The sequence below is a fragment of the Janthinobacterium breve genome (assembly GCF_051380895.1).
GTDB lineage: Bacteria > Pseudomonadota > Gammaproteobacteria > Burkholderiales > Burkholderiaceae_D > Janthinobacterium.
In genome coordinates this window covers 343,211-363,807 of the sequence record NZ_JBNYXY010000005.1, presented here as the reverse complement: position 1 = coordinate 363,807, position 20,597 = coordinate 343,211, and the positions used below count along the sequence as shown (strand labels likewise).

Annotated in this window: 25 protein-coding genes; 15 read left to right on the top strand and 10 right to left on the bottom strand. The window is 62.5% G+C overall.

Annotation, left to right across the window (positions count from 1 at the left end):
• Positions 1-44: 44 nt before the first annotated feature.
• The 5 genes from ACQ4W0_RS12020 to ACQ4W0_RS12000 form a co-directional block, all read right to left on the bottom strand.
• Entirely contained in the window at positions 45-758 is a 714-nt protein-coding gene (locus ACQ4W0_RS12020) for an aspartate/glutamate racemase family protein (protein ID WP_436576914.1), read from the bottom strand.
• On the bottom strand, positions 755-1,975 hold the full coding sequence (locus ACQ4W0_RS12015) for an S-methyl thiohydantoin desulfurase domain-containing protein (protein ID WP_436576913.1): 1,221 nt from the start codon (positions 1,973-1,975) through the stop codon (positions 755-757). Before ACQ4W0_RS12015 ends, ACQ4W0_RS12020 begins: the two co-directional genes overlap by 4 nt.
• Positions 1,950-4,352, bottom strand: coding sequence for a sigma 54-interacting transcriptional regulator (locus tag ACQ4W0_RS12010; protein ID WP_436576912.1), 2,403 nt, complete (start codon positions 4,350-4,352; stop codon positions 1,950-1,952). Before ACQ4W0_RS12010 ends, ACQ4W0_RS12015 begins: the two co-directional genes overlap by 26 nt.
• Positions 4,353-4,587: 235 nt before the next feature.
• Positions 4,588-5,205: a gamma-glutamylcyclotransferase gene (locus ACQ4W0_RS12005; protein WP_436576911.1), complete on the bottom strand. Its 618-nt coding sequence runs from the start codon at positions 5,203-5,205 to the stop codon at positions 4,588-4,590.
• A gap of 28 nt (positions 5,206-5,233) precedes the next feature.
• Complete coding sequence (locus ACQ4W0_RS12000) at positions 5,234-6,199, bottom strand: LysR family transcriptional regulator (protein WP_436576910.1); 966 nt, start codon at positions 6,197-6,199, stop codon at positions 5,234-5,236.
• A gap of 125 nt (positions 6,200-6,324) precedes the next feature.
• On the opposite strand from ACQ4W0_RS12000, the gene ACQ4W0_RS11995 reads away from it, so the two are divergent.
• From ACQ4W0_RS11995 to ACQ4W0_RS11925, 15 genes are all read left to right on the top strand, one after another.
• Positions 6,325-6,858, top strand: coding sequence for a VOC family protein (locus ACQ4W0_RS11995; protein WP_070311278.1), 534 nt, complete (start codon positions 6,325-6,327; stop codon positions 6,856-6,858).
• Positions 6,859-6,906: 48 nt separating this feature from the next.
• A complete protein-coding gene (locus ACQ4W0_RS11990; RefSeq protein WP_436576909.1) occupies positions 6,907-7,929 on the top strand; it encodes a fumarylacetoacetate hydrolase family protein in 1,023 nt (340 codons plus the stop codon).
• A 20-nt stretch (positions 7,930-7,949) separates the two neighbouring features.
• Positions 7,950-8,600: a maleylacetoacetate isomerase gene (maiA, locus tag ACQ4W0_RS11985; protein ID WP_436576997.1), complete on the top strand. Its 651-nt coding sequence runs from the start codon at positions 7,950-7,952 to the stop codon at positions 8,598-8,600.
• A gap of 137 nt (positions 8,601-8,737) precedes the next feature.
• Positions 8,738-9,517 (top strand): uracil-DNA glycosylase family protein, encoded by a 780-nt coding sequence (locus ACQ4W0_RS11980; RefSeq protein ID WP_436576908.1) that lies wholly within the window; start codon positions 8,738-8,740, stop codon positions 9,515-9,517.
• Between the two features lie 32 nt (positions 9,518-9,549).
• Positions 9,550-10,101, top strand: a complete 552-nt coding sequence (gene ybiA, locus ACQ4W0_RS11975; RefSeq protein WP_436576907.1) for a riboflavin biosynthesis intermediates N-glycosidase — start codon at positions 9,550-9,552, stop codon at positions 10,099-10,101.
• 203 nt (positions 10,102-10,304) lie between these two features.
• On the top strand, positions 10,305-10,781 hold the full coding sequence (gene iscR, locus ACQ4W0_RS11970) for a Fe-S cluster assembly transcriptional regulator IscR (RefSeq protein ID WP_034779566.1): 477 nt from the start codon (positions 10,305-10,307) through the stop codon (positions 10,779-10,781).
• Between the two features lie 42 nt (positions 10,782-10,823).
• A complete protein-coding gene (locus ACQ4W0_RS11965; protein WP_436576906.1) occupies positions 10,824-12,080 on the top strand; it encodes an IscS subfamily cysteine desulfurase in 1,257 nt (418 codons plus the stop codon).
• A gap of 54 nt (positions 12,081-12,134) precedes the next feature.
• Positions 12,135-12,524 (top strand): Fe-S cluster assembly scaffold IscU, encoded by a 390-nt coding sequence (iscU, locus tag ACQ4W0_RS11960; RefSeq protein WP_102122353.1) that lies wholly within the window; start codon positions 12,135-12,137, stop codon positions 12,522-12,524.
• Between the two features lie 51 nt (positions 12,525-12,575).
• Positions 12,576-12,896 (top strand): iron-sulfur cluster assembly protein IscA, encoded by a 321-nt coding sequence (gene iscA / locus ACQ4W0_RS11955; protein WP_010399774.1) that lies wholly within the window; start codon positions 12,576-12,578, stop codon positions 12,894-12,896.
• 66 nt (positions 12,897-12,962) lie between these two features.
• Positions 12,963-13,478 carry a Fe-S protein assembly co-chaperone HscB gene (gene hscB / locus ACQ4W0_RS11950; RefSeq protein WP_436576905.1) on the top strand — a complete coding sequence of 172 codons (516 nt, stop codon included), beginning with the start codon at positions 12,963-12,965 and terminating at the stop codon, positions 13,476-13,478.
• Positions 13,479-13,566: 88 nt separating this feature from the next.
• On the top strand, positions 13,567-15,447 hold the full coding sequence (hscA, locus tag ACQ4W0_RS11945) for a Fe-S protein assembly chaperone HscA (protein ID WP_436576904.1): 1,881 nt from the start codon (positions 13,567-13,569) through the stop codon (positions 15,445-15,447).
• A 71-nt stretch (positions 15,448-15,518) separates the two neighbouring features.
• Complete coding sequence (fdx, locus tag ACQ4W0_RS11940) at positions 15,519-15,860, top strand: ISC system 2Fe-2S type ferredoxin (RefSeq protein ID WP_436576903.1); 342 nt, start codon at positions 15,519-15,521, stop codon at positions 15,858-15,860.
• Position 15,861: 1 nt separating this feature from the next.
• Entirely contained in the window at positions 15,862-16,056 is a 195-nt protein-coding gene (iscX, locus tag ACQ4W0_RS11935) for a Fe-S cluster assembly protein IscX (RefSeq protein ID WP_436576902.1), read from the top strand.
• Positions 16,043-16,960: a class I SAM-dependent methyltransferase gene (locus ACQ4W0_RS11930; protein ID WP_436576901.1), complete on the top strand. Its 918-nt coding sequence runs from the start codon at positions 16,043-16,045 to the stop codon at positions 16,958-16,960. Before iscX ends, ACQ4W0_RS11930 begins: the two co-directional genes overlap by 14 nt.
• Before the next feature lie 80 nt (positions 16,961-17,040).
• Positions 17,041-17,799, top strand: a complete 759-nt coding sequence (locus ACQ4W0_RS11925; RefSeq protein ID WP_426086330.1) for an rRNA pseudouridine synthase — start codon at positions 17,041-17,043, stop codon at positions 17,797-17,799.
• Here ACQ4W0_RS11925 and ACQ4W0_RS11920 read toward each other — a convergent pair.
• The 5 genes from ACQ4W0_RS11920 to ACQ4W0_RS11900 all read right to left on the bottom strand — a co-directional run bounded on the left by ACQ4W0_RS11920 (position 17,796) and on the right by ACQ4W0_RS11900 (position 20,539).
• Positions 17,796-18,224, bottom strand: a complete 429-nt coding sequence (locus ACQ4W0_RS11920) for a group III truncated hemoglobin (protein ID WP_436519006.1) — start codon at positions 18,222-18,224, stop codon at positions 17,796-17,798. The genes ACQ4W0_RS11925 and ACQ4W0_RS11920 overlap by 4 nt on opposite strands.
• 63 nt (positions 18,225-18,287) lie before the next feature.
• Positions 18,288-18,821, bottom strand: coding sequence for an RDD family protein (locus tag ACQ4W0_RS11915; protein WP_436576900.1), 534 nt, complete (start codon positions 18,819-18,821; stop codon positions 18,288-18,290).
• Positions 18,811-19,566, bottom strand: coding sequence for a DUF3106 domain-containing protein (locus tag ACQ4W0_RS11910; protein WP_436576899.1), 756 nt, complete (start codon positions 19,564-19,566; stop codon positions 18,811-18,813). The genes ACQ4W0_RS11915 and ACQ4W0_RS11910 overlap by 11 nt, the downstream gene beginning before the upstream one ends.
• A gap of 2 nt (positions 19,567-19,568) precedes the next feature.
• Positions 19,569-19,973 (bottom strand): DUF3619 family protein, encoded by a 405-nt coding sequence (locus ACQ4W0_RS11905; protein ID WP_436576898.1) that lies wholly within the window; start codon positions 19,971-19,973, stop codon positions 19,569-19,571.
• The gene (locus ACQ4W0_RS11900; RefSeq protein WP_436576996.1) at positions 19,970-20,539 is read right to left on the bottom strand and encodes an RNA polymerase sigma factor; all 570 of its coding nucleotides are present in this window, start codon (positions 20,537-20,539) and stop codon (positions 19,970-19,972) included. Before ACQ4W0_RS11900 ends, ACQ4W0_RS11905 begins: the two co-directional genes overlap by 4 nt.
• Positions 20,540-20,597 lie beyond the last annotated feature (58 nt).

Genomic DNA, 20,597 nt, shown 5'->3' with positions numbered 1-20,597 from the left:
GCGCCCGGGTCACGGCATGGCGTGGCCCGGGCGCGTGCGGTGAGTCAGCTATTCTTGCTGTAGCAGGCGCGGCTGGGCCGCAGGTGCATGCGCACGAGGGAAACCAGGAAGCTGAAGCCTGCCTGGTTCGGATCGATGACCGGCACATAGGTGTGCAGCGCGTCTTCCAGCAGGGCGGTGACGCGCGCGGCGACGCCAACAAAGCCTGTGCAGCCGAGCAGGATGGACTGGGCACCGTCTTCCTGTACGGCCAGCATGGCGGCCTTGAAGGTTTTTTCGACCACCTTGTCCAGCTTGTCGAGGTCGCCGACGGAACAGTCGATGGAACGGATGGAGGCGAAGCTGTCCTGCAAGCCGTAGGCCTGCATGTGGCCCCGCTGCATGGCTAGCGTGCTGGGTAATATCGTCATGATCGACAGGCGCTGGCTGAGCGCCAGCGCGGTAAATGCGGCAGGTGGGAAGCCGCCGAGGATGGGGATGTCGATCACTTCGCGCGCTGCCTCCACGCCGCACATGTCGAAGTCGCTGAGCCAGATGCCGTCATAGCCTTCGCGTTCGATTTCCCTGGCCAGTTGTACCACCGGATAGCCGTTTTGCAGCCAGTCGACGCGGTATTCGATGCAGTCGTGCCCGGTCGAAATATTGCGCACGGACACTTCGACATCGGGCGGCATCACGGGCTGGACGGCGTCGAGCAGGCGCTGGTTGTAGGCTGCGGTAGACACAGGCGCCACGATGCAGATGCGCAGCGGTTTCATGTGGCGCTCCCTGCTGCTGTGCTGGCATTGCCAGTGAGCGGCACATAGGGCCCCAGGTAGCCGATGGTGTTGAGCAGTTGCATGAAGCTGTCCAGTATCAGGCCGTCCCGTTCACGCAGTACCGGATTGGCTTCCAGGCCCAGCAGCGTCACCTTGCGCTGTAGGAGGACCGGGTTGAGCGTGCCATCAGGCAGCAGCAAGTCGCCATTCGAATACACGGCCTGCTCATCGCTCTCGACAAAGTAGCTGATGGTGTCGGGCGCCATGCAGATGGGGCTGCTGCGGCTGCTGTCCCAGGCCAGCAGCGATTCGTTCTGGTACAGGACCGTGCATAGCCGGTCACCTGCGCGAATGGTGATCTTTCCCAAGTCGAAGCCATTGCGCGATTCGACTTCGGCAGCGACGAATGTCCCCTGCGGAAAAAGGGGCCACGCGCGCATGTCGAATTGTCGCGCAAGAAAGGTGGACAGTTCGTCTACGCTGCGCAAGCGGCCTGCTTGCAGTTCGCGCCCCAAGCGGAGGGCACGTCCCAAGGTGCCTCGCACAGGCAGCGCCCGGGTCAGCTCTGCTGGAGCCATGATCCACATGGCCAGCCCGCCGAACTGCTTGAAATCGACCTGTGAGACGATGGGGCGCATCATCTGGTCGATGATCGTTGCCACGTCCTGCTGATGGGAATGGGCGCCGTTCACGCCCTGGCTCGGATGGACGTCGAGTTCGACGCGCAGTCCAGACTGGCTGACGAGGAAGGCCGGCCGCGGACTGATCTGCGCGGCCGCATACGTCAACTGGGGGAGCGAGGGTACGGCGCGGCCGGCGCCGTCGGCGTCGATCACTGCCAGCCCCAAGTGGGCGGCGACCAGGCAGGCGACGAGAAACCCCAGCGCTCCGCTTTCCGGCGGCGCCAGGTAGGCCAGTGTACGATTTTCCAGCGCCAGGCGCTCCCTGACCGCGATCACTGCATCGACGGGGCCCTGCGGAAAATGGGCGCCATTGATCGCCACGGCCGAACCCAGGTAAGCCACCATGACCGTATCGCCATCGGTGGCTTCGTCGACGCTGACCACGCGCACCTGGGCATCCGGATAATAATCGCCGGCGTGGAATTGGGCCAGCAGGCTGCGCGCGGAAGTGAGCGTGCCGCCGCCACCGCTGCCGAAGAAGCATGCTCCCAGCAGTAGTGATTCAAGGTCATCGTGGTTCAGCAGATAGCTCATATTGCGGATCCTCAGGTTGGCAAGGCATGGAAATGGCCTGCGCCAAGGTGGCTTGCAACTGTAGCGCCTGGGCAAACCGGGGGAAAACCGTGTCACGTTCCACGCCGCGCAAGGCGCGCGTGAGGTGCGCCAGTGCTTCGGGGCGGCGTCCGCGCTGCAGCAGCAGTTGCGCCAGGCGGGTCGCCACCAGCAGGCTGCCGGCCGCCGCACCCAGCGCCTTGGCTGTCGACAGTGCACTGCCCAGCTCGCGTTCCGCGTTGTCCAGGTCGCCCACAGCGATCCATGTCTGGGCGTGCATGTCGAGCAGTTCGACCAGATAGGCCCGTTCGCCGTGTTCCAGCGCCAGTTCGATGGCGCCGTGCAGCAACTGCCGGGCTTGCGATGGCAGGCCTGCCGATAGCAGCAGTTCGCCCCGCTTCCAGGCCTGGAATGAATGGAAGAGCATGCCGCCTTCGCACAGCATGTAGTGCTGGTAACCGTCGGCGATGCGCTGCTCGGTCTCCGCATGGGTGTTGCCAGGTACCAGCGCGCACGCATGGAATATCTGGCCCACCCCCAGGTAGAACTGGTAGCCATATTCACTGGCGACGGTTTTCAGGTCCGCCGCCAGGTTTGCCAGCCGGGGCCAGTCTTCGAACATGCAGGCCAGCCATGCGGCGCCCTGCAGTGCAATGGCGCGATGGAATGGGTGCGGGTTGTCGGCACCGCCGCGCAATACCAGGTGCTCCATCACCAGGCGCGCGCGCCGGAAGGCGCCGCTCTGGAAGCACGACAAGCCTTCGAAGGTGGTGGACAGCTCGGCGATGTCCAGGCCCTGTCCCCCGGTGTCGGCCGATGTCGTGCCGCAGAGCAGGTGTCCGCGCTCCAGGCAGGCCAGCGTCTCCCGGTAGTCGCCTAGCCAGAAAAGCGTGTTGGCCAAGGCCAGGTGAGCCTGGGACAGCAAGTCCGTGTCCCCTATCGCTTGCGCCCGCTGCAGCATATCCTGCGCCGTTGCCCGGGCCGCCACCAGATCCAGCGCCATCAACTGCGTGCTCCAGATGCCGAACCGCAGGGCGGTGATTTCCACCTCGTCGCCCAGCGCCGCCGCCTCCTGCAATGCCTGCTGATAGCAGGTGAGCGCTTCGGCGCTTTGCCATCCGCTGATGCCGCGGTGCGAGATGGCCAGCCAGCGGTGCAGGTCGCAGCTCAGGCGGCGTGCAGTGCAGGGGTGCGCATCGGCGGCCAGCAGCGTGAGGCCGCGGCGCAACACTTCGATGGCTTCCTTGAAGCGGGCCGCCTCGATCAGTGCGCGCCCCTCCAGCAGGCAGACGCGAGCGAAATTGCTGCGCTCCTCGTCGCCATGCCGGCGTCGTTCGATGACCTTGCGGTTGATGCCCAGATGGCGGGCAGCGATCGTCTTGTTGCCATCGGCAATGCGCATCGCATAGTCGATCAGCAATTGTTCCGCGGCAGCCAGCTTGTCATCTCCGTCCAGTCGCATGAGGGCTTCTGCCAGCCGCGTGTGATCGGCGTCCTCCGGTATGTCCGCCGACAGAAAGGCTTCCAGGCTGTGGGCATCGATCAGCGCTGATTCAGCCAGTATCGACAGCCGTTCAATCAGGTTGCGCAATTCGCGGATATGGCCGGGCCAGGCATGGCGGCACAGGCGTTCCATGGCGGTGGCGGTGAAGCGGATGGGCCGCCTCTGCTGGCCGGCAAAGTGCGCGGCGAGAGCGGCGACGTCGCTGCGGCGCTGGTCCAGGCCCGGCACGTCGAGTTTCAATACCGCCAGTCGGTAATACAGGTCTTCGCGGAAACGGCCCGCTTGTACCATCGCGGCCAGGTCGCAGTGAGTGGCGGCCACGATGCGGCCATTGAACGGCTGGAGGTCACCGCCTCCCAGCGGCCGGAAACAGCGCGATTCGAGCACGCGCAGCAGCTTGCTCTGTACCGCCAATGGCAGTTCGCCTATTTCATCAAGAAATAGCGTGCCTTGCCCCGCCTGGGCGAAAAAACCGGCGCGGCTGTTGAGGGCTCCCGTAAATGCCCCTTTTGTATGGCCGAAGAGTTCCGCGTCGATCAAGTGTTCCGGCAGGGCGCCGCAGTTGAGATCAACAAATGGCGCACCGGGATCGCCGCTTTGCCGGTGCACGAGCTGGGCGATGATTTCCTTGCCGGAACCGGTGGGGCCGCTGATGAGCACTGTGCTGCGGGTCGGCGCCACGGCTTCGACCATGTGCAGCAGGCGCTGGAATATCGGGGCGCTGCCGATGATGTTCAGCCCGCCCCCGACGCTACCGCGGGGAATGGTGGTATGCACGGGAGCAATGGCGCCCGGCCCCGGAAGAACGTAATGCGGCTGCCTCCCATGCTGTTCCAGCATAGACGTTTCGGACATGGTCGTCTCACTCCGGTGATGTCGCTCCGATCATGCAGGGCCGTGATTTTTGTTCTGCCCCGCTGCCTGCTGACGCGTGCCATTGCTAAAGGAATCGCGCGTTCCGATTATGGTCGCTAATGAACCGGCGATAGTCGCCAATTGTCACAATAAAAAGATATTCATCACTTGCATCATGCAAGCTGGCGGCCCGCAGCCACGCGCATGTTTGTGGCAGGCGTTCGCCTGCCGCAACTCACTGCGCTGCAGGCGGCGTGTCCTTCAATTGCGCCAGATGTTGCTCGATGGCAAAGACATGCGGATCGTTCTTGCCCAGCTCACGCAGGGCGATGGCGAGGTGCAGCAGGTATTCGCTGTTCGGGCCGCTGGGGCCGTTTGAGCGGGCGATCTGGCGCGCGATGTCCAGCTCCGGGGCGGCGCCGAGGAAGGCGGCGTTTTCCTCGTTGGCGATGTACACCAGGCCTTCGACCTTGCTGCCATCGTCGAAGGTGATCTCGGTGGCCAGGCGCAAATAGCCGTTCTTTTCGCGGTGGTCGAGGTGGGCGAAGACTTCGGGCGTGATCAGATAGGCCATGCCGTCGCACACGGCGCCTGCCTGCGGCACGATGGTGGCGACCCTGCCCGGCGCCATGGGCGTGCCGCGGTGGTCATGCGAGCCCTGCCAGAAGCGCCGCGTCCAGCCGGCGATGCTGGCGGGACGGCGTTCAAGATAGGGAAAGTCCGCCTTGTAGATCAGCGAGCCATAGCCGAACAGCCAGACCTGGTCGTGGCCGTCGAATTTGTTCATGCGCTGGTTGATGGCAATGGTGGCGGCGTCGGTAGCGGACAGGTCGTGCTGGTCAGGCTGGGTCATGGCGTGTTTGCAGAGGGGCGATGCGCCATTATAAAGGGCTGGCAACCGGGCCGCTGGCCGGCAGGGCGTCGCGAGCGCCGTTGTTTCCGCCGACGTTCCACTCGTGCGTTTCGACGAACTGGAACAGGAAGGCCATGAAGCTTTCGGCCGCCGGCGACAGCGAACGGCCCGTCTTCGTGTAGACGAAGAAACGCCGCGTCAGTTCCGGCTCGTGCAGGGCGCGCATCTGCAGCTGGTACAGCTTGACCATCGGTTCCGCGTACGGCAGGCAGACCGTGATGCCCAGGTTGGCGCTGACCATGGCCAGCGCCGTCGTCATAAAGGTCACTTCATTGTAGGGATTGAGCGACAGCTCGCGAAACGCGCCGTGCATGTCGCGCAGCAGGCGTTCCGTGAACTGGCCCTGCAGCGAGATGAACGGGTAATCGCCCACGTCGGCCCAGGTGACGCGCTCTTTCTGCTGCAGCGGGTGCTGCTCGGGAAAGACCAGCACGAAGGGCATTTCGAACAGCACTTGCGCGGCGATTTCCACCGTCGGGTCGCGCTCGGGGCCGATGCCGAAATCGACTTCGCCGCTGAAGACGCGCGCCGACACGTTTTCCACGGGACAGTCGACCAGGCGCAGCTGCACGTCCGGATGGGCCTGGCGGTAGGCGGCGATCACTTCCGGCAGCAGGGTGCACGCCATCATCTGCGGCGCGGCGATGCGCACCATGCCTGTTTTCAGGGCCTTGCGCTGGGCGATGCCGGCCATGGCGCCATCGAGGTCCTCGATCATCTTTTCAAACAGCGGATACAGTTCGCGGCCGATTTCCGACAACTGCGTCTTGCGCGTGCTGCGTTCGACCACGCGCACGCCCAGCACGCTTTCCAGTTCCTTGATCAAGCCGCTCAAGGCGGATTGCGTCACGTGCAGGTATTCGGCGGCCAGGGTAAAACTGCCGGTCTTGGCCAGCGCCACGAAGGCGCGCATTTGCCGCAGGCTGGGACTCATAAGATAATCCGATAAATCAATGGTTAAAAATTGTTTGTATGATAGCTGGAACTCGATTCTAATGGTGAAAAGCTGAAAAACACGCCAGCCATCGCGCCCAAGGCGCCATCCATTGGAGACAGACCATGAAGATCAAGCAAATCCACCACGTCGCTTACCGCTGCATCGACGCGAAGAAAACCGTCGAGTGGTACGTCAAGCATTTGAACATGAATTTCGTCCTCGCCATCGCCGAAGACCTGGTGCCGTCGACCAAGGCGCCGGACCCGTATATGCATGTCTTCCTCGACGCGGGCCAGGGCAATGTGCTGGCCTTCTTTGAGCTGCCGACACAGCCGCCCATGGACCGCGACCGCAATACCCCCGCCTGGGTGCAGCACCTGGCGCTGGAAGTGGGCAGCATGGAGGAACTGCTGGCCGCCAAGGAGCGCCTGGTGGCAGCTGGCATCGAGGTGCTGGGTCCCGTCAACCACGCCATCTTCCAGTCGATTTATTTCTTCGACCCGAACGGCCACCGCCTGGAACTGGCGGCCAACGTGGGCACGCCCGAGATGATGGCCAAACTGGACGCCGTCAAATGGGAAATGCTGGAAGAATGGTCGCAGACGCGCCGCGCGCCGAAGCACGCCGCCTGGATGCACGCGCCGGCCGACGCCTGAGCGCCGCAGACCGACGCTATCTGAAACATACATCGAACAAGGAACACCATGAAACTCGCAACCCTGAAAAACGGCAGCCGCGACGGCGCCCTCATCCTCGTCAGCCGCGACCTGCGCCAGTATCAGCGCGTGGCCGCCATCGCGCCCACCCTGCAGGCGGCGCTCGACAACTGGGACGCCGTCGCGCCGAAACTGGAACAGGCGTACGCTGACCTGAACGGGGGCCGGGCGCCGGACGCGCAGCCGTTTGATGCCAATCAGTGCCACTCGCCGCTGCCGCGCGCCTACCAGTGGGCCGACGGTTCCGCCTATATCAACCACGTGGAGCTGGTGCGCAAGGCGCGCAACGCGGAAGTGCCGGCCTCGTTCTACACGGACCCGCTGATGTACCAGGGCGGCTCGGACAGTTTTATCGGCCCGCGCGATCCCATCTTCGCCCTGTCGGAAGAGTGGGGCATCGACCTGGAAGCAGAAGTGGCTGTCGTCACGGGCGACGTGGCCATGGGCGCCAGCGTGGCGGATGCGGCGAAAGCCATCCGCCTGGTGATGCTGGTCAACGATGTCTCGCTGCGCAACCTGATTCCGGGCGAACTGGCCAAGGGTTTCGGTTTCTTCCAGTCGAAGGCGGCCAGCGCGTTTTCGCCCGTCGCCGTCACGCCCGATGAACTGGGTGCCGACTGGGCGGACAGCAAGCTGCATTTGCCGCTGCTGGTGGAGCTGAACGACAAGCCCTTCGGCAAGCCGAATGCGGGCGAAGACATGACCTTCAACTTTGCCCAGCTGGTGGCGCATGCGGCGAAGACGCGCGAACTGGGTACCGGCAGCATTGTCGGTTCCGGCACCGTATCGAACAAGCAGGGTAACCTGTTCGGCTCCAGCATCGAGAATGGCGGCGTGGGCTACTGCTGCCTGGCCGAGGTGCGCATGTATGAAACCATCGAACACGGCGCGCCGAAAACGGCATACCTGAAGTTCGGCGACACGGTGCGCATCGAGATGCGCGACGCGGCGGGCGCCAGCATCTTCGGCAGCATCGAGCAGACGGTTGCGCCGTACGCCGGCCGCGCCTGAAAGGACGCCCCGCCATGAGCATGAAGCTGTACACTTATTTCCGCAGTTCGGCCGCCTACCGCGTGCGCATTGCCCTCAATGTAAAGGGCATCGATTACGACAGCATCCCCGTGCACTTGCTGCAGGATGGCGGCCAGCAACTGCTGCCCGCCTACCGCGCCGTCAACCCGTCGGCGCTGGTGCCGGCGCTCGATGACGATGGCGCCATCCTGACGCAGTCGCTGGCGATGCTCGAATACCTCGACGAGACGCGCCCTGGCGTGCCCCTGCTGCCGCCGGATGCGCTGGGACGCGCTCGCGTGCGCGCGCTGGCGCTGGCGATCGCCTGCGATGCGCATCCGCTGACGAATCTGCGTGTCCTGAAATATCTGAAAAACACCCTGGGGCTGTCGGACGAGGCCAAGCAGGAGTGGTACCGCCACTGGATGGCCGAGGGACTGGCCGCCGTGGAAGCGCTGCTGGCGCAGGGCGACCCGTCCGGCACGGGCCTGTTCTGCCATGGCGACAGCCCGACGATGGCCGATTGCTGCCTGGTGCCGCAGGTGTTCAATGCGCAGCGCTTCGCCATCGACCTGGCGCCGTATCCGCGTGTGGCGCGCATCCATGCGCATTGCGCCGGCTTGCCCGCGTTTGCCGCCGCCCATCCGTCGCAGCAGCCCGACGCCGAATAGCTTGGATCCGCGTCAAGCGCTGAACAGCTCCGGCCAGCATGCAGGCCGGGGCTTTTTTATGCGTGCTTGATTTTGGGCAGCTAATGCCAGCTTGCCGGTAGGCTACAATTTGCGTTTGCCCAAATACTTCACGCGCCATGACTGTTACCACCGTTCCTGCCAGCATCACCGATGCCCTGTCCCTGGCGCATGCTTCCTGGCGTCCCATCCTGCTGCGCGGTTTGCAGGCCGTGATGGCGGCCGATCCCGCCTACCTGCCGGCGCTGGCCGCCGATGATTACCTGCCCACGCAGGGCCGGCTGTTTGCCGCCTTTGCCCTGCCGCTGGCGCAGGTGCGTTACGTGCTGGTGGGCGAGGGGCCGTATCCGCGCGCCGACAGCGCCACGGGCGTGTGTTTCATGGATGGCGCCGTCGGCACTCTGTGGTCGGCGACGGGGCTGTCGAAACCCGTCAACCGCGCCACGTCCTTGCGCAACTTCATGAAGATGCTGCTGGTGGCCGATGGCCAGTTGCAGGGCGGCGACACGTCAGGCGCAGCCATGGCGCCCGTGGCCGTCGCCGCGCAGCAAGCCGGTAGCGGCGTGATCCAGACCCTGCCCGACTTGCAGCGCAAGATGACGGAGCAGGGCTTTTTGCTGCTCAACGCGGCGCTGGTGTTCCGTGCCCACGTGCCGCCCGTTCAAGATGCGCGCGGCTGGCTGCCCTTCCTGCAAGTGGTGCTGGAAGCGCTGACGCAGCAGGGCGGTGCGGTCTTGCCGCAATTGGTGTTGTGGGGCAAGATTGCCGAGCTCATCAAACGCTTGCCGGTGGCTGTAATGCTGCCGCAGGTGACGGCGGAACATCCGTATAATCTGTCCTTTATCGGCAATCGTGACATGCAGGCCTTGTTTGGCCCGATGCAACTATTGCGTGCTTGAATTGGCGCCTGTCTGGCGGAAGTGCGGGGAATATGCAAATCAGTAATGTGGAAGAATTGAAGGCGTGGATAGCGGCGGGCGGCGTGCCCGATTATCTGTATTTCTGGGGGCACACGCCGGCGCAGCCGCAAGTGCCCGACAAAAGCTGCTTCAGCCAGTGGTTTCCGTCGCCGTTCAGTCTCGCTGGCGTGACGTATGCCACGGCCGAGCACTACATGATGGCGCAAAAGGCGGCCCTGTTTGGTGATAGCTCTGTCCAGGCGCGCATCGTGGCGGCCGGGCGGCCGTCGGAAGTTAAAAAGCTGGGGCGTGAAGTGGCGAACTTTGACGCCAGGATCTGGGAAGCGGCGCGCGCCGGCATCGTCTTCGATGGCAACTTTGCCAAGTTCTCGCAAAAGGCCGCGCTGCGCAAGTTTCTGCTGGGCACGGGCGAACGCGTCATCGTCGAAGCCAGTCCCGTCGACCGCATCTGGGGCGTGGGCCTGGCGTCGGACAATCCGCGCATCCTGGACCCCGCCAGCTGGGACGGCTTGAACCTGCTGGGGTTTGAACTGATGAAAGTACGCACAGCTTTACGCGGCTGAGAACGCCCGCGATTTTCCGATTGTTGTTTTCCTGAAGCCGCCGCGCCTGGCGCGGCCGGCCATGCCCCTGCCAGCCCTGTGGTCATCGAGGGGGGCTCTGACAAACCCTGCCGAATTTGTTATACTTGACTAAATCATTCAACTACTCAGGGTTTGAGAAGTTGAAAAGCCGCAATATTTTAAACTAGTTGAACCGAGGATGTATGCGTCTGACTACAAAAGGCCGTTTTGCCGTGACTGCAATGATCGATCTTGCCCTGCGCCAGGGCAAGGGACCGGTCACCTTGTCCGGCATCAGCCAGCGCCAGTCGATTTCCCTGTCCTACCTGGAACAGCTGTTCGGCAAGCTGCGCCGGCATGAGATCGTCGAATCGATCCGTGGTCCGGGCGGCGGCTACAGCCTGGCGCGCCGTGCCGACAAGGTGACGGTGGCCGACATCATCATCGCCGTCGACGAACCGCTGGACGCCACGCAGTGCGGCGGCAAGGAGCATTGCCACGGCGCCGACGCGGCCACAGGTGCGCGCTGCATGACGCATGAATTGTGGTCCACACTCAACGAAAAAATGGTCGATTATCTGGATTCTGTGTCGCTGCAGGACCTGGTCGACCAGCAGAGACAAAAGATTGCCGAGCAAAGCGTGATGGTGATGCACCGTAACCACGCCGCCCTCGGTTGATAAATACAAAATACTAAGTTGCTGATTGCATTGGAGTTATTGATGAACGCCCCTGAAAAAAACGTAGGCCAAGTGCACTTTGAAACCGCACCGCATTTTCCGATCTACATGGATTACTCGGCCACCACGCCGATCGATCCACGCGTCGCCGACAAGATGATTCCCTACCTGCGCGAGCAGTTCGGCAATCCGGCGTCGCGCAGCCACATGTATGGCTGGACGGCGGAAAAAGCCGTGGAAGAAGCACGCGGCTACGTGGCGGCGCTGGTGAACGCCGATCCGCGCGAAATCATCTGGACTTCCGGCGCGACGGAAAGCAACAACCTGGCCATCAAGGGCGCGGCGCAGTTCTACAAGACCAAGGGCAAGCACATCATCACCGTCAAGACCGAGCATAAATCGGTGCTCGACACGGTGCGCGAACTGGAACGCATCGGCTTTGAAGCAACGTATCTGGAACCGCAGGACAACGGCCTGATCACCGTCGAGCAGCTGGCTGCGGCCGTGCGCCCGGACACCATCCTCGTGTCGGTGATGCTGGTGAACAACGAAATCGGCGTGATCCAGCCGATCGACGAAATCGGCGTGTTCTGCCGCTCGAAAGGCATCATCTTCCATTGCGACGCCGCGCAAGCGACGGGCAAGGTCGTCATCGACCTGCAAAAGACCAAGGTTGACCTGATGACCTTCACGGCGCACAAGACTTACGGCCCGAAAGGCGTGGGCGCCCTGTACGTCTGCCGCAAGCCGCGCGTGCGCCTGGAAGCGCAGATGCACGGTGGCGGCCATGAGCGCGGCCTGCGCTCGGGCACCCTGCCGACGCACCAGATCGTCGGCATGGGCGAGAGCTTCCGCATCGCCAAGGAAGAAATGGACAGCGAAATCGGCCGCATCAAGGCCTTGCGCGACCGCCTGGCCAAGGGCTTGCAAGAGATCGAAGAAGTTTACATCAACGGCGACATGGACCACCGCGTGCCGCACAACCTGAACGTCAGCTTCAACTACGTCGAAGGCGAGTCGCTGATCATGGCGATCAAGGATATCGCCGTGTCGTCCGGTTCGGCCTGCACCTCGGCCAGCCTGGAGCCATCGTACGTGCTGCGCGCCCTGGGCCGCAGCGACGAACTGGCGCACAGCTCGATCCGCTTCACCATCGGCCGCTTCTCGACCGAGGCAGACATCGACTTCGCCGTGAACCTGCTGAAATCGAAAGTACACAAATTGCGTGAGCTGTCGCCCCTGTGGGACATGTTCAAGGAAGGGATCGACATCAATTCGATCCAATGGGCGGCACACTAACCATCACGAAGGCTCCGCTCACGGGGCCGGCAAGAATATTAAAGGAGCATCAAAATGGCTTACTCGGACAAAGTACTCGATCACTACGAAAACCCGCGCAACGTGGGCGCTTTCGACAAGGGTGATGAAACCATCGGCACCGGCATGGTGGGCGCGCCCGCCTGCGGCGACGTGATGAAACTGCAGATCAAGGTCGGCGCCGACGGCCTGATCGAAGACGCGAAATTCAAGACCTACGGCTGCGGTTCGGCCATCGCTTCGAGCTCGCTGGTGACCGAATGGGTCAAGGGCAAGACCCTGGACCAGGCGCTGGCCATCAAGAACACGCAGATCGCCGAAGAACTGGCCCTGCCGCCAGTGAAAATTCACTGCTCCATTTTGGCGGAAGACGCGATCAAGGCTGCCGTCCTTGATTATAAAACCCGTCATCCGGCTGCGGCCTAAGTTTGCATTCTGCCCCGTGCCGCAAGGCCTGGGGCAGGCGCGGAGAAATACATGATCACACTGACCGAAAAAGCGGCGAAACACATCAACCGTTATATCGAACGGCGCGGCAAGGGCATGGGCCTGCGCTTTGGCGTGCGCACCACGGGCTGCTCGGGCCTGGCTTACAAGCTCGAATATGTCGATGAAGTGGCGGCCGAAGACAGCGTCTTCGAATCGCACGGCGTGAAAGTCTTCGTCGACCCGAAAAGCTTGCCTTACATCGACGGCACGGAACTCGATTTCGCGCGCGAAGGCTTGAACGAAGGCTTCAAGTTCCACAATCCGAACGAAAAAGACGCCTGCGGCTGCGGCGAGTCCTTCAGGATTTAACCAGCTGGCAAGACCCCGGTCGGTGCGCTGTACCCATCGATTGCGGTACAGCGACCACCGACCATTATGCAAAACCACTTCGAATTATTCCAGTTGCCGGCGCAGTTCGGGCTCGACATGAGCGCGCTCGACGCGGCCTATCGCGACGTGCAGGGCAAGGTCCATCCGGACCGATTCATCAACGCCAGCAGCGCTGAAAAGCGCGTGGCGATGCAATGGGCCACGCGCGCCAATGAAGCCTATCAAACCCTGAAAAGCCCGCAAAAGCGCGCGCAATACCTGTGCGAGCTCAATGGCGTCGATTTGCAGACGGAATCGAACACGGCCATGCCCCTCAGCTTCCTGATGCAGCAGATGGAGTGGCGCGAGGAACTGGGCGATGCGCGGGCAAGCAAGGATGCCGACGCGCTCGACGCCCTGGACCGCCAGCTGCGCGGCGAACGCAAGGCACTGCTGGCCCAGGTGGCGGCCCAGCTCGACGCCGCCGACTATGTGAATGCCGCGCAAAGCGTGCGCGCCCTGATGTTCCTCGACAAATTCGGCGAAGAAGTCCGTTTTGCATACGAGGCCATGGAAGCCTGACTGACCAAGCGCCAGTCTGGCGCGCGTCTTATAATGCGCGACAGGCATCAGCTGCATCACGCAAAAAATTAATCGAGGCACGAATACAATGGCACTTCTGCAAATTTCCGAACCTGGCATGTCGACCGCGCCGCACCAGCACCGCCTGGCCGTCGGCATCGATCTGGGCACCACCAATTCCCTGGTCGCCACTGTCCGCAACAGCATTCCCGAGGTGCTCAACGACGAAGACGGGCGCTCCTTGCTGCCCTCCGTCGTGCGCTACCTGCCGAACGGCCACGCGAACATCGGCTACAAGGCCCTGTCCGCGCAAACCACCGACCCGAAGAACACCATCGTGTCCGTGAAGCGCTTCATGGGCCGCGGCCTGGCCGACATCGCCTACGCGGAAAACCTGCCCTACGACTTTCAGGATACGCCTGGCATGGTGCAGCTGAAAACCGTGGCCGGCGTGAAAAGCCCTGTCGAAGTGTCGGCGCAAATCCTCGCCACGCTGCGCCAGCGCGCGGAGGATTCCTTGGGCGACGACCTGGTGGGCGCCGTGATTACCGTACCAGCCTATTTTGACGATGCCCAGCGCCAGGCGACCAAAGATGCGGCCCAGTTGGCCGGCATCAATGTCTTGCGCCTGTTGAGCGAGCCGACGGCCGCCGCCATCGCCTACGGCCTCGACAACGCTTCAGAAGGCGTGTACGCCGTGTATGACCTCGGTGGCGGCACCTTCGACATCTCGATCCTGAAACTGAGCAAGGGCGTCTTCGAAGTGCTGTCCACGGGCGGCGACTCGGCCCTGGGCGGCGACGACTTCGACCGCCGCCTGTTTTGCTGGATCGGCGAGCACGCCAAGCTGGCGCCCCTGTCGGACGAAGACACGGCCATCCTGATGGTGAAAGCGCGCGAAATCAAGGAAACGCTGTCGACCAAGTCGGAAACAATGATCGATGCGGCCCTGAATTCGGGTGAAGAAATCCATCTGCGCATCACGGCGACGGAATTTGCCGCCATGACGCAGCACCTGGTGGCCAAGACCATGAACGCCATCAAGAAAGCCTTGCGCGATGCGAACGTGGATGCGGACGACGTCGACGGCGTGGTGATGGTGGGCGGCGCCACGCGCATGCCGCACGTGCAGCGCGCCGTCAGCGAATTTTTCCACACGACGCCGCACGCGAATATCGACCCGGACAAGGTGGTGGCGCTGGGCGCAGCCATCCAGGCGAACTTGCTGGCCGGCAACCGCGCCGCCGGCGACGACTGGCTGCTGCTGGACGTGATCCCGCTCTCCTTGGGTATCGAGACCATGGGCGGCCTGGTGGAAAAGATCATCCCGCGCAATTCGACGATCCCGTGCGCGCGCGCGCAGGAATTCACGACATTTAAAGATGGCCAGACGGCGCTGGCCGTGCACGTGCTGCAGGGCGAGCGCGAACTGGTGAGCGACTGCCGTTCGCTGGCGCGTTTTGAATTGCGCGGCATTCCGCCGATGGTGGCGGGCGTCGCGCGCATCCGCATCACCTATCAGGTCGATGCGGATGGCTTGCTGTCCGTCTCGGCGCGCGAATTGCGCTCGGGCGTGGAAGCGTCGATCAGCGTCAAGCCGGCCTACGGCCTGGGCGACGACGACATCGCGCGCATGCTGCAGGAGTCGTACACCTCGGCCGACGTCGACATGGTGGCGCGCGCGCTGCGCGAAGAGCAGGTGGAAGCGGAACGCATCCTGCTGGCCACGCAGTCGGCGCTCGATGAAGACGGCGGCTTGCTGGACTCGCTTGAGCGCGCCACCGTGGATGGCTTGATGAACAAGGTGCGCGACGCCATTGCGCAATCGCAAAGCGGCGCCATCGACCACCAGGCCTTGAAACTGGCGATCGAAGCGCTGGCCGACGGCACCGAGGATTTCGCCTCGCGCCGCATGGACCGCAGCGTGCGCACGGCGTTAAAGGGCAAATCGCTCGACCAGGTCGTTTAAAAATAATTGAAATGCGCCCCGCGTGCACTTGCCGCGGCAGCGCTCCGAATCATTGAAATTGTAGAGGTAATATGCCCCAAATCGTCATTCTGCCGCACGCCAAGCTTTGCCCGGACGGCGCCGTCATCGAAGCCCCGGCCGGCAAGTCCATCTGCGACATCCTGCTGGAAAACGACATCGACATCGAGCACGCCTGCGAAAAATCGTGCGCCTGCACCACCTGCCACGTGCTGGTGCGCGAAGGCATCGAATCCTTGAACGAAGCGACGGAACTGGAAGAAGACATGCTGGACAAGGCCTGGGGCCTGGAAGCCGTGTCGCGCCTGTCGTGCCAGTCCATCGTGGCCGAGGTCGACCTCGTCGTCGAAATCCCGAAATACACGATCAACCAGGTCAGCGAAGGCAGTCATTAAGATGAAATGGTCCGATATCCACGTGATCGCCGAGGCGCTGTACGACGCGCATCCGGACATCGATCCCCTGACCGTGCGTTTCACCGACCTGCATAACTGGGTGGTGGAACTGAACGGCTTCGACGATGACCACACGCGCGGCGGCGAAAAAGTGCTCGAAGCGATACAGATGGCGTGGATCGATGAAGCGCGCTAAGGGCGCGGCAGCCGCCGCCACCGCAGTCGCTGCGCCGAAAGACATCATCACGGCCGCCAGCAACATGCCCGAGATCAAGGATGGCCAGTCGGTCGCCTTGCTGCAGGAATTGCACATCCTGACGCGCGACGGCAAGATGAACCAGGATAGCCGCCGCAAGCTCAAGCAGGTGTACCACCTGACGCAGTTCATCGAGCCGCTGCTGCGCGAAGTGCAGCTCGACCATCCCGGCGTGTCCTTGGTTGACCACGGCGCCGGCAAGTCCTATCTGGGCTTCATCCTGTACGACCTGTTCTTCAAGAACGGCAACGACGGTTCGCACATCTACGGCATCGAGACGCGCGAAGAGCTGGTGCAGCGCTCGCAAGAGCTGGCAAAAAAATTCAAGTTCCCCGGCATGTCGTTTTTGCCCCTGTCCGTGGCCGAATCGACGGAGTCAAACTTGCTGCCCCAGCAGATCGACATCGTCACCGCCTTGCATGCATGCAACACGGCCACCGATGACGCGATCCACTTTGCCCTGAAGAAAAAAGCGAAGTTCATGGTGCTGGTGCCATGTTGCCAGGCCGAAGTCGCTTCCGTATTGAAGAAGAACAAGGGCCAGAGCCTGGGCAAGAATGCCTTGACGGAATTGTGGCGCCACCCGCTGCACACGCGCGAGTTCGGCAGCCAGATCACCAACGTACTGCGCTGTCTGCAGCTGGAAGCGCATGGCTACCAGGTCAGCGTGACGGAGCTGGTGGGTTGGGAGCATTCGATGAAGAATGAACTGATCATCGCCAGTTATAAAAACCTGCCGCGCCAGCGTCCGACGGAACGCCTGCAGGAAGTGCTGCAGACGCTGGGTCTGGAAGAGATGGGTCACCGTTTCTTTGCCGAGGAATTGGCCAAGGCCGGCGCGTAAGCATACGCTGCCGCACACGAGGGGAGGAGCGGGTCGGTTACAATACCGGCTTTCTCCTCCCTTGCTTTTTGCGCCTCCCCATGACCACACCTATTGAAATGCCCACCGTCCGCCTGGCCAAGCGCCTGTCTGAAGACGTGCCCTGTTCGCGCCGCGAGGCCGAGCTGTATATTGAGGGCGGCTGGGTCACGGTCGACGGCGTGCTGGTGGAAGAGTCGGGCGCGCGCGTGGCCGACAATCAAGCGGTGGTGCTGTTGCCGAACGCCACCCTGGAAGAAATGCCGCCCGTGACGATTCTGCTGCACAAGCCGGCCGGGATCAACGGCGGCGTGGGCAGCGAAGGCAAGCCGGCCCTGGCCTGTTTGCGTCCCGAAGAGCTGTTCACCCCGGAAAACGTGCTGCCCAGCGCCGTCACGCGTTTCCTCAAGCGCCACCTGATCGGCCTGACCATCACCAATCCGCTCGACACCATGGCTTCCGGCTTGCTGGTGTTTACGCAAGATTTCCGCGTCGCCCGCAAACTGGTCGACGAAGCGAAAACGGTGGAGCAGGAATTCATCGTGGAAGTGTCGGGCGCCATCGCCGAAAACGGTCTGGCGCTGCTGAATCACGGCTTGCCCTTCAATGGCAAGCCTTTGCCGCCGATCAAGGTCAGCTGGCAGAACGAGACGCGCTTGCGCTTCGCCCTGAAAAACGTGCAGCCGGGCCAGATCGCCCACATGTGCAAGATGGTGGGGCTGGACGTGGTCGCCATGAAGCGCTTGCGCATCGGCCGCATCCCGATGGGCGCCATGCCGTCAGGCCAGTGGCGCTACCTTCAAGGTTACGAGCGCTTCTAAAGCTGCGGCGCCACGATGGCGTGGCTTTCCGCAAAGCTTTTCCATAGCCGTTCGGCAATATTCAAGGCGATGGCATCGGCCTTCTCCTGCAGGGCCAGGTTGCCCATGCTCTCGGTCGTGGCGAAGAACAGGGTCAGCCAGCGGCGGAACATGCAGGGCGTGAGATTTTCCATTTGCGCGTGCTGGGCCAGCGGCTTGCCGTGATAACGCATGGTGCCGCGCAGCAAACCTGACCAGAAATCGACCAATGTTGCCAGATGGGCATCCCAATCCTTGACCTCGGCGGCAAAGATGGGGCCCAGCATGGCGTCATCGCGCGCGGCCGCATAAAAGGTGTGGACGAGATGCTTGACGTCGTCTTCGCTGCAGACTTCCTCGCGGTAGGGAGCGAAACGTGTGTGGGGGAGGGGGGCGGTATTATTCATGGCCTGCCATGATCGCAGAGCCCCCGTGGCGCTTCAATGACCCAGGTCAAGCCGTATAAAAACTCAGGCGGCGACTTTCTTCGACTTCTTGGCCGGTGCGGGCAATTGCACGATCTGCGTGCCTGCCAGCTTGTCGTGCAGGAATTGTCCATTGCCCGTGAACAGGGCCGTGGTGGACCAGGCCAGCATGCCGATGCCGATGGCGCCCAGGGCTGTCCAGTGTTGCAAATCGAATACATACGACACCAGCAGTGCCGGTAGCAGCCACATCCATGACAGGATGTAGCGGCAGGCGGCCACGCGCAGCGGCACGTGGGCGTGGCCCGGCAGTACCAGTTGCAAGCGCCACGTCTTCATGGCCAGGGTTTGCCCTTCGCGGCTCCATTGATGGATGAAATACGCCCCCATGATGAGAAAGGCCAGGCATTGGCGCATGTGTTCCGTCAACGGCGTATGCGCGCCCTGCACGGCCAGTTCAAACAGCAGGAAGGGCAAAAACAGCACGGCCAGGGCCAGCAGTGACTCGTACACCATGGAAATCAGGCGGCGCTTGATCGTGGGATGGGTGATGCTGGCGGCAGGCGTGCTATTTGGCATAGTTCGGCAGTGGGGCAGGCGTGGCAGATGGCGTGATGGGCACGGTGGCGGGGGCTGCGGCAGGATCGGCTGGCGGCACGGCCACCGCCGCGGGAGCGGGCGGCAGGACGGGCACGGCGGCGACAGGCGCGGCCGGTGGTACGATCACGGGCGGCTTGCTGGTGTTGGAATTAATCGCCGGCACTTTCTCCAGCGGCTTTTTGGGCACCAGTTCCGTTGCCAGCTTCTTCTTTTGCTCTTCCGGCAATTGCTGGTACTGCTCCCATTGGACGGACTTTTGACCTGGATCAATCTTCTTCGTGCGCGTATAGTTTTCGCGCACCAGGCGCCGCTGTTCCGGCGTCAGCTTGATCCATACACGCATGCGTTCATGCACACGCGTTTGCTCGTCGGGTGTCATGGAGGCAAAGCGGTTGGCGATATCGAGCCATTTCTGCTTGCGCAAGGCTTCCAGCTTGTTCCATTCGCCCGCCAGCGGCTGCAGGGCTTCCTGCTGCGCGCGCGACAGCTTGTTCCAGGACGGGTTGTCGCTGGCCTTGGGCGGCGTGCCACCTTTGCCGGCCGTGCGGGGCGAGCCGGGCTTGACGGCCGGGGCAGGTGCTACGGTAGCCACGGGTGTTGCCGCCACGGCGGTGGCGGCGGGAGGCGTCTGGTGCTGGCCCATCCATGCGGCGCCAGCCAGGGCGCAGGCACCCAGGCCGATACCGCCAGCCAGCCAGCCTTTGCGTACGCTCAAGCGTGCCATGCTTATTGCTCGCGTTTCGTCAGGTAGGCGTTGAAGCCATGGTCCATATAGGCGGAGAGCGGCAATTCGTCGGACAGCACGGCGGCGTCGATTTCTGCCAGTTCGGCAATATGTTGTTCCTGCTCAAACTGATAGATGCCCACCATGCCGCCGACCAGCAGCAACAGCGGGATGATGACGCTCATGCGGCCCAGCCACGACAGCGGCTCGACAAACAGGCTGCTGGCGACGCCGGCGAACACGTTCTGGCGCACGCTAACGGCGGCGGGCGCGTCCGTCTTCTTGCGCGACAGGGCCAGCTTGCGTGCCGCTGCCAGGCGATCGGTGGCCGATGCGGGCAGGTCGTCGAGTTTTTCGTTCAGTGCATGGCGCACTTTGTAAGCGAAATTGAGATCGTCGGTGTTCATAATTTTATTCCCTTGGCTTTCAGCGATTCGGCGAGCGTGTGGGTAGCTCTAGAGCAATGTGTTTTCACGCTACCTTCGGAGCAACCCATCGCTTCCGCTGTTTCAGCCACATCCATGTCCTGCCAATAACGCATGAGGAACGCTTCGCGTTGACGTGACGGCAGTTTTTGTACCTCTGCATCGATCAAATCAAGCATTTGCGCGCGTTCGACCTGGTCGGCCGACGATTCGGCGGCACTGGTACCCTGTTCCGATTCATAGGTGTCAAGTAGCTCAAAATCCTCATGCTCGTCGCCCGAGGGCTTCATGCTGGAAAACAGGCTGACCCAGGTGTTGCGAACTTTTTCTCGGCGGAAATAGTCAAGGATGGTGTTCTGCAAGATGCGCTGGAACAGCATCGGCAGCTCGGCGGCCGGCTTGTCGCCGTATTTCTCGGCCAGCTTGATCATGGCATCCTGCACGATGTCGAGTGCCGATTCTTCCTTGCGGACCGCGTAGGCGGCTTGCTTGAAAGCGCGCCGCTCGACATTTTCTAGAAAGTCGGATAATTCTTTGTCTGTTGCCATGCGGTATGGGGATCTTAGCGGCTGCGGGTGCGGTGGGCGAATTGGGGCGGGTATGCTT

Bases quoted from the DNA above. Each gene is read 5' to 3' on its own strand.
- ACQ4W0_RS11910 (WP_436576899.1), bottom strand. From the start codon at position 19,566: ATGGCACGCTTGAGCGTACGCAAAGGCTGGCTGGCTGGCGGTATCGGC.
- ybiA (WP_436576907.1), top strand. From the start codon at position 9,550: ATGCAAATCAGTAATGTGGAAGAATTGAAGGCGTGGATAGCGGCGGGC.
- ACQ4W0_RS11920 (WP_436519006.1), bottom strand. From the start codon at position 18,224: ATGAATAATACCGCCCCCCTCCCCCACACACGTTTCGCTCCCTACCGC.
- ACQ4W0_RS11990 (WP_436576909.1), top strand. From the start codon at position 6,907: ATGAAACTCGCAACCCTGAAAAACGGCAGCCGCGACGGCGCCCTCATC.
- iscU (WP_102122353.1), top strand. From the start codon at position 12,135: ATGGCTTACTCGGACAAAGTACTCGATCACTACGAAAACCCGCGCAAC.
- ACQ4W0_RS11980 (WP_436576908.1), top strand. From the start codon at position 8,738: ATGACTGTTACCACCGTTCCTGCCAGCATCACCGATGCCCTGTCCCTG.
- hscA (WP_436576904.1), top strand. From the start codon at position 13,567: ATGGCACTTCTGCAAATTTCCGAACCTGGCATGTCGACCGCGCCGCAC.
- ACQ4W0_RS12005 (WP_436576911.1), bottom strand. From the start codon at position 5,205: ATGACCCAGCCTGACCAGCACGACCTGTCCGCTACCGACGCCGCCACC.
- ACQ4W0_RS11905 (WP_436576898.1), bottom strand. From the start codon at position 19,973: ATGAACACCGACGATCTCAATTTCGCTTACAAAGTGCGCCATGCACTG.
- ACQ4W0_RS12010 (WP_436576912.1), bottom strand. From the start codon at position 4,352: ATGTCCGAAACGTCTATGCTGGAACAGCATGGGAGGCAGCCGCATTAC.
- ACQ4W0_RS11965 (WP_436576906.1), top strand. From the start codon at position 10,824: ATGAACGCCCCTGAAAAAAACGTAGGCCAAGTGCACTTTGAAACCGCA.
- ACQ4W0_RS11915 (WP_436576900.1), bottom strand. From the start codon at position 18,821: ATGCCAAATAGCACGCCTGCCGCCAGCATCACCCATCCCACGATCAAG.
- iscX (WP_436576902.1), top strand. From the start codon at position 15,862: ATGAAATGGTCCGATATCCACGTGATCGCCGAGGCGCTGTACGACGCG.
- maiA (WP_436576997.1), top strand. From the start codon at position 7,950: ATGAAGCTGTACACTTATTTCCGCAGTTCGGCCGCCTACCGCGTGCGC.
- ACQ4W0_RS12000 (WP_436576910.1), bottom strand. From the start codon at position 6,199: ATGAGTCCCAGCCTGCGGCAAATGCGCGCCTTCGTGGCGCTGGCCAAG.
- iscR (WP_034779566.1), top strand. From the start codon at position 10,305: ATGCGTCTGACTACAAAAGGCCGTTTTGCCGTGACTGCAATGATCGAT.
- ACQ4W0_RS11900 (WP_436576996.1), bottom strand. From the start codon at position 20,539: ATGGCAACAGACAAAGAATTATCCGACTTTCTAGAAAATGTCGAGCGG.
- fdx (WP_436576903.1), top strand. From the start codon at position 15,519: ATGCCCCAAATCGTCATTCTGCCGCACGCCAAGCTTTGCCCGGACGGC.
- ACQ4W0_RS11995 (WP_070311278.1), top strand. From the start codon at position 6,325: ATGAAGATCAAGCAAATCCACCACGTCGCTTACCGCTGCATCGACGCG.
- hscB (WP_436576905.1), top strand. From the start codon at position 12,963: ATGCAAAACCACTTCGAATTATTCCAGTTGCCGGCGCAGTTCGGGCTC.
- ACQ4W0_RS11925 (WP_426086330.1), top strand. From the start codon at position 17,041: ATGACCACACCTATTGAAATGCCCACCGTCCGCCTGGCCAAGCGCCTG.
- ACQ4W0_RS11930 (WP_436576901.1), top strand. From the start codon at position 16,043: ATGAAGCGCGCTAAGGGCGCGGCAGCCGCCGCCACCGCAGTCGCTGCG.
- iscA (WP_010399774.1), top strand. From the start codon at position 12,576: ATGATCACACTGACCGAAAAAGCGGCGAAACACATCAACCGTTATATC.
- ACQ4W0_RS12020 (WP_436576914.1), bottom strand. From the start codon at position 758: ATGAAACCGCTGCGCATCTGCATCGTGGCGCCTGTGTCTACCGCAGCC.
- ACQ4W0_RS12015 (WP_436576913.1), bottom strand. From the start codon at position 1,975: ATGAGCTATCTGCTGAACCACGATGACCTTGAATCACTACTGCTGGGA.